Annotated in this window: 12 protein-coding genes; 3 read left to right on the top strand and 9 right to left on the bottom strand. The window is 50.7% G+C overall.

All coding sequences use genetic code 11. The features are described 5' to 3' along the window. Positions 1-108 precede the first annotated feature (108 nt). The 5 genes from VNL73_06225 to VNL73_06205 all read right to left on the bottom strand — a co-directional run bounded on the left by VNL73_06225 (position 109) and on the right by VNL73_06205 (position 4,781). Positions 109-477: a hypothetical protein gene (locus VNL73_06225; GenBank protein HXF49004.1), complete on the bottom strand. Its 369-nt coding sequence runs from the start codon at positions 475-477 to the stop codon at positions 109-111. Between the two features lie 151 nt (positions 478-628). Then, on the bottom strand, positions 629-1,369 hold the full coding sequence (locus tag VNL73_06220; GenBank protein HXF49003.1) for a hypothetical protein: 741 nt from the start codon (positions 1,367-1,369) through the stop codon (positions 629-631). A 362-nt stretch (positions 1,370-1,731) separates the two neighbouring features. Continuing rightward, the gene (locus VNL73_06215) at positions 1,732-3,078 is read right to left on the bottom strand and encodes a Y-family DNA polymerase (GenBank protein HXF49002.1); all 1,347 of its coding nucleotides are present in this window, start codon (positions 3,076-3,078) and stop codon (positions 1,732-1,734) included. After that, positions 3,059-3,475: a translesion error-prone DNA polymerase V autoproteolytic subunit gene (gene umuD / locus VNL73_06210; GenBank protein ID HXF49001.1), complete on the bottom strand. Its 417-nt coding sequence runs from the start codon at positions 3,473-3,475 to the stop codon at positions 3,059-3,061. The genes VNL73_06215 and umuD overlap by 20 nt, the downstream gene beginning before the upstream one ends. A 1-nt stretch (position 3,476) precedes the next feature. Further along, complete coding sequence (locus VNL73_06205; protein ID HXF49000.1) at positions 3,477-4,781, bottom strand: radical SAM protein; 1,305 nt, start codon at positions 4,779-4,781, stop codon at positions 3,477-3,479. Between the two features lie 182 nt (positions 4,782-4,963). Here VNL73_06205 and VNL73_06200 point away from each other — a divergent pair, with 182 nt between their 5' ends. From VNL73_06200 to VNL73_06190, 3 genes are read left to right on the top strand one after another with little or no spacing between them, the layout of a single operon-like run. After that, positions 4,964-5,641: an XRE family transcriptional regulator gene (locus tag VNL73_06200; GenBank protein HXF48999.1), complete on the top strand. Its 678-nt coding sequence runs from the start codon at positions 4,964-4,966 to the stop codon at positions 5,639-5,641. 28 nt (positions 5,642-5,669) lie between these two features. Continuing rightward, on the top strand, positions 5,670-6,782 hold the full coding sequence (locus tag VNL73_06195; GenBank protein HXF48998.1) for a three-Cys-motif partner protein TcmP: 1,113 nt from the start codon (positions 5,670-5,672) through the stop codon (positions 6,780-6,782). Then, positions 6,779-7,813, top strand: coding sequence for a hypothetical protein (locus tag VNL73_06190; protein HXF48997.1), 1,035 nt, complete (start codon positions 6,779-6,781; stop codon positions 7,811-7,813). Before VNL73_06195 ends, VNL73_06190 begins: the two co-directional genes overlap by 4 nt. A gap of 19 nt (positions 7,814-7,832) precedes the next feature. Here the strand turns inward: VNL73_06190 and pssA are convergent, their stop codons facing one another. The 4 genes from pssA to truA are packed head-to-tail and all read right to left on the bottom strand — an operon-like array spanning position 7,833 to position 10,686. Then, positions 7,833-8,615 carry a CDP-diacylglycerol--serine O-phosphatidyltransferase gene (gene pssA / locus VNL73_06185; GenBank protein ID HXF48996.1) on the bottom strand — a complete coding sequence of 261 codons (783 nt, stop codon included), beginning with the start codon at positions 8,613-8,615 and terminating at the stop codon, positions 7,833-7,835. Beyond that, the gene (locus VNL73_06180) at positions 8,615-9,304 is read right to left on the bottom strand and encodes a phosphatidylserine decarboxylase family protein (protein ID HXF48995.1); all 690 of its coding nucleotides are present in this window, start codon (positions 9,302-9,304) and stop codon (positions 8,615-8,617) included. Before VNL73_06180 ends, pssA begins: the two co-directional genes overlap by 1 nt. A gap of 1 nt (position 9,305) precedes the next feature. Then, entirely contained in the window at positions 9,306-9,956 is a 651-nt protein-coding gene (gene fsa, locus VNL73_06175; GenBank protein ID HXF48994.1) for a fructose-6-phosphate aldolase, read from the bottom strand. Between the two features lie 19 nt (positions 9,957-9,975). Continuing rightward, positions 9,976-10,686 carry a tRNA pseudouridine(38-40) synthase TruA gene (truA, locus tag VNL73_06170; GenBank protein HXF48993.1) on the bottom strand — a complete coding sequence of 237 codons (711 nt, stop codon included), beginning with the start codon at positions 10,684-10,686 and terminating at the stop codon, positions 9,976-9,978. Positions 10,687-10,731 lie beyond the last annotated feature (45 nt).

The raw sequence follows: 10,731 nt of genomic DNA, 5'->3' as shown, positions 1-10,731 counted from the left end.
GAACGGCTGGATCGAAACGTACAACGAAACCTACCTGCACTCGGCCCTGGGCTACCAGCCGCCGAACAGGTTCGAGAAAACCTATAACCTCAGCCCGATGACTCCATATCAGGCCGCTTGACTAAAGGGGAGCAGTACAGTCGTTATACTCATCTCACTTTGAGGGATTGAGGAATTTGGATGAATTTGAATGTTTGGAGAAACTATAGCCTGCAGATTTTCTAAGCGGATTTCTCTTGATTCTTTTGACGTCGAAATCTGAAAGGAAATTGGGGCGCTCGATGGACGAGATAAAAAGTCTTTGTTCAATGGTGGAATTGACCAAATGAAGTTCACATTTTTTTCCTTCTCCTTGTACGAATCTCTTTGGTTCTTAGGAAAATAGTGGCCCAATACCACAGAAATTGGAAAAAAAACGGCAAGGAGAACAGCCAACGCCAGATTTGACCGATCTAAAAAGCGAAAGGAAATGGACATAAACCCTCCTCCAAAAGGTTTGAAGTTTTGACTACAAAAAACCTTTCACAAATTTAGCCCCCCTTCGAAGGTAATCGCTTAAACCAAGGTAAATTTAACGTCTCGGCAAGGGTAAGTCAAGACTTGATGAGAATATTAAGAGAAAAAGCTACTACGGTGCGCTTGTTACCCTGACGGTATCCAGCCTGCAGATAAAAGCTGCGGCGACAACACCCGAAACCGTCGAGGAATAGGCCGTATCAGAGGGAGTGTAATTGGAGGGAAGGTTAAAAGGCATACCGGGATACGGGAACAACCCGTCCCGATAAGCAACGAGGAAAATATTGTACAGCCCGAGAACCAGATTTCCGCCGGTTCGAAAAGCATCGGCCGGAATACTAGTGCTAGTCGTTCCTGTAGTCACAAAAAAGCTTGTGTCAATAAGAGCGCTGTCATGGTTGCAAACTACTAAATATCCGGCGGCATTGGCGGAGCCGGTCCAATTCACCTGAACCGGCTGCCCTCCGGGATTAGTATGGTCGGGATTAATCCCCGACAGGGCAATTGAAAAAGTATCCGGCATTAAAAGCGAGGTCGTGAAATTCAGATTGTCTGGCGCATAAACCAAATTTACGGTGTGACTCTGTCCCGGACGCAGATAATCGGGGGGCGACTGGCGGTAATATGTATTAAACGTGGTCGTGTCCACCTTAAAAGTATCGACCGTAAGTGCCGCCAAGTGGAAAAGGGTGTCGTTGCGGGTCAGTTCGAAATAGGCCTTGTCCTTGGTCGAAGTCAAGTTGGCGTCCCGCACGAAGATGCCGTGGATTTCGAAAAGCCGGTTAGTGCCCGGGCCGGTGCCCCCTCCGCCGGGGGAGTTGCAGCCCGCAGCCAATAACGTAATAATGGCCAAGCCCGCTATGCCGCGCCCATGTCCTCGCATTCTATATACTTATATCGGTAAAAAGGAAAAAGCGTTGAGGGGTTTTTTTATCGCACCACGCCCAGATTCTTCGCTTCGCTCAGAATGACAATGAGGTAAAGTCATCCGAAAAAAAATAAAAAAAGAGGCCCGTTGAGGACGGGCCCCTCCTTACAACCCACCTTGGAGGTGAGCTGCTCATCGAACAGAGCTTCGCAGCTCGGTATAGTGATTATATCGGCAAAACGATTTCGGGTTCTTAACTTTTTTCTCTAAATTGAATAAGGCAAGAGCAAAAAAAGTGCCAACAACCAGCTTATTTTTTTCATTTTTGTTTCTCCTTTCGATTTTTTTCAAGCAATAGTTCTCGCTTCCAAAAGCTCCTCCCAGCGGGTTGTGCAGCGTTTGGAACGATGGCTTGATTTCATCCGCCAGGGCTGCTGGATGCCGGAAGCGGCGTAGCGCAGGGCGCCGGAACCGAGCCGGCCGTTTACTTCGTCCAACGCTTGCATCAACTTTTGGGCGCGGGCGCGGTTTTGGCCGTCAAAAATGTCGGCCTGCACCTCGTCCGTCGGCACCAACCCGGAAAAGGCCACCCCCGCTTTTTTGAAGCGGCCGCCAGGGAAAAAGATTTTTTTGGCTTCCTGCAAGGCGGCGCGAATCAGTTCCGGCGTCGAGTCGGTGGCCACCGGAAGCTCGACCGTGCAGGAATGGGTGCGGGCCTGTTCGCTATGGGGGCGGGTAATGGAAAAAATTGTCAGATATTTTGCTGAAAGCCGGTCCTCGCGCAAAGTTTCGGCCGCTTGGGAAACAAACTCCGCCAAGGCCTGCTTCAGTTCATCCAAACGTTCCACCGCCCGGCCGAAGGAGCGGGAGCAAAGCACGCTTTTTCGGGCGGAGCGCACCATTTCCAAGGGCAAACAGGAGATGCCGCGCAGCTCGAAGAGGATACGCCGGCCGACGACACCCATCTCCTTCAAAATCCATTTGTCGTTGGCGTTGCGGAGTTCCAGCGCGCTGAAAATTCCCGCTTTCTGCAATCGTTTTTCGCTTTGTCTGCCAATCCCCCAAAGATCGCCGATTTCAAAGCGGGCCAGCTTTTCTTCCGGGTCGGAAACGGCGGTCCAGTCCAGAACGCCGCCCCATTCGGGGCTTTTTTTGGCCAGCTTGTTGGCCAGTTTGGCCAGGGTCTTGGTGGGGGCGATGCCAATCGATATCGGAATGCCGGTCCATTTTTTGACCGTGGCGACGATTTGCCGGGCGTAGTCCGAAAACCCGGAGCGCTCAAAGCCGGAGAGGTTCAAAAAAACCTCGTCGATGGAATAGACCTCGTATTCGGGGGTGAAGCGGGCCAGCGTATTGATGACCCGGCGGGAGAGATCGCCGTAGAGGGTGAAGTTGGCGGAATAGACCTCCACCCCGGCTTTTTCAATCAACTCCCGCACCTCGAAAAACGGCACGGCCATTTTAATGCCGAGCGCTTTGGCTTCGTTGGAGCGGGAGATGATGCAGCCGTCGTTGTTGGAAAGCACCACCACCGGCCGGTCTTCGAGCCGGGGATTGAAAACCCGCTCGCAGGAGACGTAAAAATTGTTGCAGTCCACCAACGCGAAGAGCGTATCCTTTCTCTCCGGCCTCTCCAAACCCGCCGGTGTCTCGCAAGCCGCCGGGCTTTCCGGTTCACAAAGGATGGATGACATAGGTGACGACTCCCCAGATTTCAAAGGGATTATCCGAACGGCTTTTTGAGCCGTTGGGCTGATTTTTGGGAGCGGGATTTTTTTTCAACCGCTCGAAGTACTGGACGGTGAATTCGCCATCCACTACGGCGATGACCACCCGGCCGGGGGCGGACTCCAGCGAGCGGTCGACAATCAGCAAATCGCCGTGGCGGATACCGGCCTCCAACAAGGCATCCCCTTTGGCCGAAAGAAAAAAGGTGGCGGCGGGGTGCTTTATCAAACGGGCATTTAAGTTCAAAACCTTTTCGGCGAACGGCTCAGCCGGGGAGGGAAAACCGACGGCGGCCGGGGCCTCTTCGGAAGCGTCCGCAACCCGGATGGGGGGCTGGTTGAACATCGGGACGTAGGGTGTCATTTCAGCGAAAGGCCCCCGGAGAAACGGCCCCGGCGATGGGATAGCGGGAAATAAGTGAAAGCTGCCGGGCCGGTTTGCGCTGCCGAAAATACTCTTCCCGCCTTTCCTCCCGAGTTTGGCCGAAGTACACTCCATTGATGGTGACGAATTCTTTGGCCAGGCGGATGCGCACTCCCAGCCGGGCCAAGTCTTTCGGCTCAAAAACCGTCCCTTCCCGGCGGGCGGTCAAAATACGCCCAGCAGAGATAGGGCCGATGCCGGGAACGGTCAAAAGCTGTTCAAAGGAAGCGGTTTTTATTTCGACCGGGAAGAGTTCTGGATGCAGAAGCGCCCGGTGGAGCTTGGGATCGAATTCGAGTGAAAGATTGCCGTCCTTTTCGAGGGGAATATCGCTGACCGAAAGTTTGTAGATGCGCAACAAGTGCTCGGCCTGATAAAGCCGATAGCCGCGGGTAAACGGCGTGGGGGCCAAATTCTCAAACGGCGTGTCGGACATCGGGGCAAAGGAGGAGAAATGGGCGTGGTGCAAGAATCCGTTCCCTTCCAGCTGCGAAACGAGCGAGAGGATTTCCCGGTCTTTTTCCTGCCCCGGGCCGACCATAAACTGGGTGGTAACCCCCATCGGCACCAGCTTTTTCCCTTCCTGTTTTCCGGCCTTCCAGAGTTCCCCCGCTTTCTGGATGGAGGGCAAAATCACTTTGGAAAGGGATTTTTCGGGGGCGATCTCGGAAAGGGTGACGTCCGACGGCGCTTCACAGTTCAGGGAGATGCGTGAAGCGAGCCGGGCGGCCTGAACAATTTGCTCCGGCTCGGCGCCGGGGAGGATTTTTAAATGAATGTAGCCGCCGAATTTGTAGCGCTTGCGCAAGATTTCGAGCGTGGCCAAAAGCTTATCCATCATCGAAACCGGTGATCCGGGGATGCCGGAGGTCAAAAAAAGGCCGTCCGTGTACCCCTTTTTGTGAGCGGCGTAGAAAACGGAGGCCAGCTCCTCCGGCTGGAAGATGGTGCGGCGCAGTTTGCGGCCGCAGCGGGTGGCGCAGTAGCGGCATTTCAAGCTGCAGGCGTTGGTCTGCATAACCCGCATCAAATTGAAGGTTCTCCCGTGAACCCCCGCCAATTGCATAATTCCCGGCAGGGCAACTTTTTTAGCCGTTGTTGGCGGGATTGCTCCGGAAAGGTCGCTTTGAACTTCCTGATTTGCTTGGCGGATGGGGATTGTCCGTCTTGGGCGACCCTCGGTATCCGATGGGGTTATTGTATCACCAAGGATATTCAGCTTATCCAGAAGGCCTAATCTTCTCATATAATCTGTTGTTCTGCAATCTGTTCAATAATAAACTCATTTATCATATAATACTATTTTACTATAAAGTATAAAGTTGTAGTACAAAAGTCAAGTATTTTTTTATCTTTTTTCTTGACTATTGCTTTTTAGTATTATATAATAATGTGGAAGTTAGTACAGATGAAAGTGAGGTGAAAAGAATGGAGATAGGTGAACGAATAAAAGCGCTGCGGACGGCCAAGGGGCTGACTTTGTATCAACTGGCCCGGCGGACCGGTCTGCAGTACACGGCCTTGAAAAAAATCGAGGAAGGGCAAACCGACCCACGGGCGGATACAATTTCGAAAATCGCCAAAGGGATCGGGGTGGAGCCCTCCCGCTTCTTTACGGACGAGTCGGCCGTGCGGCCGCCGGTGGTTTTGAACATTGTGCCGCCGGAGCGCGGGGCGCACGGCTTCCAGCCCAAGTTTTTGGCCACGCTGCCGCTTTTTGCGGATGCCGCCTCGCTCGGTTCCGGGCGGGAAATAAACGAGCTGGATATAGAAGCATTCTTGGTGGTGCCGAAAGACCAGTTGCCCAACGAGGAGAACTGCTACTGCATCAAGGTGGTGGGGGAATCGATGGCGCCGGTTTTTTCCTCCGGCGACGTGGTGGCGGTCGATTTTTCACAGAAAGACCCGGCCCTTTTGGAAGGGGCCTTTGTCGCCTGCCGGCTGGGAGAGGCGGAGGTGACGGTTAAACAGCTAAAAAACAAGCCAAACCACTTCCACCTAAAGGCCGTCAACCCGGACTGGGAAGACGCCAATGGCCCGCTTTTGGTGCCGAAAAAAGACGGCGTCATCTTGGGCAAAGTGGTGTGGCAGTGGAGGAAGTTTTGAGGCAACGACTTTGACTCAGGAGGGGCAAGTGACTGCAAAGAATGAGGAGATGGAAAGTCTTGAGCATCTAAAACAGGTCTCCAAGATTAAACTCACAATTTTGCAGAAATATCTGCCAGTTTGGGAGACAATTCTTGGCTCACAGCCGTTCTGGCATGGTATTAATTATATCGATTGCTACGCTGGTCCTGGTTTTTATGAATACAAGGGGAAAAAAGAACAGGGTTCTCCTCTTATTGTGGTTCAAACAGCCAAAGAATTCTTAAGAAAATATCCAGGCAAGGAAATGACTGTCGGCTTGGTGGAAAATAATGCGAAGCAATTCACTTTATTGCAAAAGGCTTTAAAGACTCTGCACCCTTATCCCAAAAATCTTACTGTAGATATTCAACCTGGTGATAGTACCGACCTAATTCCTAATTTATTGAATGTATTTAAAAATTTGGCTCCTACTTTTTTTATGGTTGATCCTTATGGTCATCCTCTAACAATTCCAATTCTTAACCAAATCCTAAGTCAAAAATACACGGAAGCACTCATTAATTTTATGTTTTTTAGAATCAATATGGATATTAATAATCCTAAAGTGAAGGATCGGCTTAATAAAATGTTTGGGGACGAAGAATGGCAAAAGCAGGAATTTATAAGGTATAGAGGAATTCAACGTGAAATTGGCATGTTAGAATATTTTAAGGGTAAGCTACAAGCAAGGTTTAAACTTCATTTTAGAATACGTTTTGATGTAGAGGACAAAATTAGGGGGAACAGAACTAAATATTATTTAATACACGCCTCGAATCATGTAAAAGCTGCCCTACTCATGAAGGAAGTAATGTGGCGGCTTGGCGATGAAGAAGGGCTTTTTGACTATGGCGGCTCGGCTCAGGGAATTTTGTTTTCAAGTTCACCAACCGAGTATGAGTTGCGTGACTACCTGTTGAAGAACTTTTCTGATAAGAAAATGACCTTTGACGAAATCCGCGAAGAAACGTGGGAAATACCGTTTATTGAAAAGCACTATAGGGCAGTTTTAAAGAAACTCGAAAGAGAGTCACCACCATTAGTAAAAATAGAAAGGGTATTTTCTAAAAAGGATGGTCTTCAAAAGAATGATTTAGTATATATTCTTCCACACGTATGAAGACTCAAGAAATTCGTTCAACAAATGGCAGTGGTTATCACCAAATGCCCGCTGTCCACCGAGGTTCTTTTATAAAACAATTTACAGGACCAGACGAAGATTCTGGAATTGTTTGCTTCAAATTCTGGGAATTGGTGGTGGCGGCGGGGTGCGTGTATCGGTGTTCCTACTGCTTCTTGCAGGCGGTTCCATCGTTTGTTTTCGGTCACTACAATTTGATGGGGACAATCTTTTCAAATTGGAAACAGATGATTGAAGAAGTGGAAAAGTGGCTGGAATGGCCCACTCCGAGGATGCTTTTGATTGGTGAATTACAGGACGGTTTGGTTTTTGATGGAGTTTACAAGAAATATGCCGGTCAATCTATAACCGAAATGCTCATCCCTCTTTTTGCTCAACAAAAACGTCACCGGCTGATTTTTCTCACCAAATCGGTAATGACCCAATTTGCCAAAAAGCTACCGCCTACGGATAGGGTCGTGTTTTCGTGGTCGGTAAATTCGGAAGAAATGGGAAGAAAGTGGGAAATCGGTACGCCACCGCCCTCCAAACGTTTTCAGGCAGCATGGGAGATGAAACAACTGGGCTGGCCGGTGCGCTTTCGGTTGGACCCGATGGTGCCTTACGATGATTGGAAATTGGGTTATGCTTGGGCCCTTGACCAAATAAACTCGATTGGGCCGGAAATGGTAACAATTGGAGCTTTACGGGCTTCTAACACCCTACAGGCACACACCGCTCGTAATGGGCGGGACGCCTCGATATTTGATAAGCTTTCTGAAAAGGATCCAAGCGGATTCAAATATCGACTACCCTTTGAAACACAAGTCGAAATGTTCAAATTTGCGGTTGACCGATTGGACAAAAGAAAAATTAGTGTAGCCCTTTGCAAAGAGGATACGTCTATTTGGAAAGCAATTGGCCTTAAATTTGAGGGGTGTCACTGCTTATTGGGCAAAAAAGACGAGATTATTTCCGACCGTTGGAATGGAAATAGAGCTTGGAAGCAGATTTATACAGTAAAGACCTAAGAAATTAAAGTTCTCTTCTTTACTCTTTAAACTTCATATCCGGCGGCTTCCACTCATCTTTTATTCGGGAGCGGAAGGTGATTTCCTTCTGGGCGATACGGGCCACCTGGCCGGATTTGAAAAGACGGTAAATTTCCCGCCCGATGCCGAAGAGAATGTAACCGGCGCAGATGGGGAAAATGGTCAAACGCGGCTCGATGATGACCAAAACCGAGCCGACGAAGATCGAAAGCCACTTGACCCGGTCGGCCAAGGTGCGGAAGCCGCGGGGTTTCCCCTCGTATTCCACGGTGGAAACCATCAGGGCGGAAAAGACCACCATCATCGTGATCACTATCTCGCTGGAGCGCAGTTCCCCCCAAATCTGGTAGCAGAAAATGGTGTAGGCGGCCAGAGTGGAGCCGGCCATCGGTATCGGCAGGCCGGTGAAGTACCGCTTTTCCTCCGATTTCACCTGCACGTTAAAGCGGGCCAAGCGGAACGCGCCGCACATCACATAGATAAAGCCGATGACGAACCCCCATTTGCCGAACTCAAAAAGCTTGAAGGAATAGAAAATCAAAGCGGGGGCCAGGCCGAAGGACATCAAATCGGCCAGGGAATCGAGTTCAATGCCAATTTTGGAGGTGGCCTTGGAAATGCGGGCCACGGTGCCATCCAGCCCGTCCAAAAAAGCGGCCACCAGCACGAACCAGGCGGCCTGCAAGGCCTCGCCGTCGAAGGCGGACAAAACGGCGAGGAACCCAAAAAGCAGATTCCCCATCGTAAAAGCGCCGGGAAAAATAGGGCGGATGTTGGGCATTACTTTTTGGCTCCCATTGGCGTTTGAACTTCGGGCTTTGAGGTTAAAGTTTTAGCAACGGCCATTATCGTTTCCCCTCCCGTTACTTTATCGCCCTTTTGCACTTTCAACTCCAGTCCCTCTGGCAGGAAAATATCCACCCGCGAGCCGAAGCGAATCATTCCGAATTTTTCCCCGGCTTTGACCTCCTGCCCCAATTTCAAACGGCAGACAATCCGGCGGGCCAAAATACCGGCTATCTGTTTAAACAAGATTTTGCCATTAGATGACGAAATGCCAATTACGGTCTGCTCGTTATCCGTTGAGGCCTTGTCTTTGTAGGCCGCTAAAAACTTGCCGGGCAAATAGGAGAAATAGTCCACCTTGCCTGATACTGGGATGCGGTTGATGTGCACATCCAAAGGGGAAAGGAAAATCGAAATTTTTTGGGCCTGACTTTTCAAAAAAAGCGGCTCGTTGGCGGGTTCAACGGCGACAATCCTGCCATCCGCCGGAGAAAGAATCAGGTTATCATCGGATGGTATTTTTCTTTCCGGGTCGCGGAAAAAATAGGCAAAAAAGAGCGTCAAAAAAAGTAAAAGAAAGCTTAAAAACCAGAGCCAGGGACGGCCCGTTTTGAAGGCGGCGGCGAAGGATAAAATCGCCAGGGTTGCAAAAGGCAAAACAAAGGGCCAGCCATCCTTGGCCATTTCAAATCTGCTTCTTCCCCTTCTCCCAGTCGGCCAAAAAGGTTTTCAGGCCGACGTCGGTCAAAGGATGGCGGAAAATCTGGTCGAAAACCTTGAAGGGCATCGTGGCCACGTCCGCCCCCAGCATGGCCGCATCCACCAAATGCAGGGGATGGCGGACGGAAGCGACCAAGACCTCCGTTTTGTACTCATACTGGTCGAAAATAGTGATGATTTCCTCCACCAACTGCAACCCTTCGTGGGAAACGTCATCCAGCCGGCCGACGAAGGGGGAAACGTAGGAGGCGCCATTTTTGGCGGCCAAGAGCGCCTGCAAAGGGGAGAAAATCAAAGTGACGTTGGTTTTGATTCCCAGCGAGGTAAACCTGCCGACCGCCTTGACCCCTTCTTTCAAAAGCGGCACTTTGACTACGATGTTGTCGGCCACCTTGGCCAGTTCCGTGCCTTCTTTAATCATTCCCTCGTAATCGGTGGCCACCACCTCGGCGGAAACCGGACCTTTGACCATCCCGCAAATCTCCTTCAAAATTCCACGGAAATCGGCTCGCTCCTTGGCCACCAGCGACGGGTTGGTGGTGACGCCATCCAGAACGCCGATGTCGTTTATGGCCCTGATTTCGTCAACGTTGGCGGTATCCAGAAAAAGCTTCATTTGCTCTCCTTTATCAAAATTAATACTCCACGCGCATTAAAAAAAGCCCGGCGGCCGGGGCCAAAGGCCCGCCCTTTTTTCCATACGAGTTTTGCAGCAATCTCTGAAATTGCTCCAAACTCATAAATCCGCGGCCGACCTCCACCATCGTGCCGACCAACATCCGCACCATGCCGCGCAAAAAACGGCTGGCCGTGATGTCAAAGCAAAGAAAATCCCCTTCTTTTTTCCATGCGGCTTCGAAAACTATGGCCTCCCGCTTGTCCCGTTCCTCTTCAGAACAGAAAGCGGAAAAATCGTGTTGACCCGGCAGAGAAGCGGCACACTGCTCCAATAAAGAAAAATTTAGATCGTAAAAAACCGTCCAGCAGTGAGCGCGCTCCAAGGCCGTCGGGCCGAGATGAATGCGATACTGATAGCTGCGGTTTTTGGCGGCAAAACGGGCATTGAAGTCGGACTTTACTTCTGCCACCTCCCGCACGACGACATCTTCCGGCAAAACCGAGTTTATGGCTTTGGTCCAGTTGATGCCGTTTGGCGACTGGGCGGCATCGAAATGCGCCACTTGGCCCTTGGCGTGCGCACCGGCATCCGTCCGCCCGGCGCCGGTGACCCGGATTTCTTCCTGTAAAATCGTCTGCAAGGCCTTCTCCAATTCCCCCTGAACGGTGCGCTCCCTTGGCTGCAACTGCCAGCCGGCGAAAGCCGTTCCATCGTATTCGATTAGCATTCTATACCTGGGCACACGGTTAAAATATCGAGAAAGCTGAAGGGG

Source organism: Verrucomicrobiia bacterium, assembly GCA_035574275.1.
In the GTDB taxonomy this organism is placed as follows: Bacteria; Zixibacteria; MSB-5A5; order DSPP01; family DSPP01; genus DSPP01.
Note: the sequence above shows the minus strand (reverse complement) of the source record. Positions and strands in the feature narration are given on the sequence as shown.

What these genes read in the sequence shown, in the direction of transcription:
- VNL73_06225 (HXF49004.1), bottom strand. Translation starts at nt 477, where the DNA reads ATGTCCATTTCCTTTCGCTTTTTAGATCGGTCAAATCTGGCGTTGGCT.
- VNL73_06215 (HXF49002.1), bottom strand. Translation starts at nt 3,078, where the DNA reads ATGTCATCCATCCTTTGTGAACCGGAAAGCCCGGCGGCTTGCGAGACA.
- umuD (HXF49001.1), bottom strand. Translation starts at nt 3,475, where the DNA reads ATGACACCCTACGTCCCGATGTTCAACCAGCCCCCCATCCGGGTTGCG.
- VNL73_06205 (HXF49000.1), bottom strand. Translation starts at nt 4,781, where the DNA reads ATGAGAAGATTAGGCCTTCTGGATAAGCTGAATATCCTTGGTGATACA.
- VNL73_06200 (HXF48999.1), top strand. Translation starts at nt 4,964, where the DNA reads ATGGAGATAGGTGAACGAATAAAAGCGCTGCGGACGGCCAAGGGGCTG.
- VNL73_06190 (HXF48997.1), top strand. Translation starts at nt 6,779, where the DNA reads ATGAAGACTCAAGAAATTCGTTCAACAAATGGCAGTGGTTATCACCAA.
- pssA (HXF48996.1), bottom strand. Translation starts at nt 8,615, where the DNA reads ATGCCCAACATCCGCCCTATTTTTCCCGGCGCTTTTACGATGGGGAAT.
- VNL73_06180 (HXF48995.1), bottom strand. Translation starts at nt 9,304, where the DNA reads ATGGCCAAGGATGGCTGGCCCTTTGTTTTGCCTTTTGCAACCCTGGCG.
- fsa (HXF48994.1), bottom strand. Translation starts at nt 9,956, where the DNA reads ATGAAGCTTTTTCTGGATACCGCCAACGTTGACGAAATCAGGGCCATA.
- truA (HXF48993.1), bottom strand. Translation starts at nt 10,686, where the DNA reads ATGCTAATCGAATACGATGGAACGGCTTTCGCCGGCTGGCAGTTGCAG.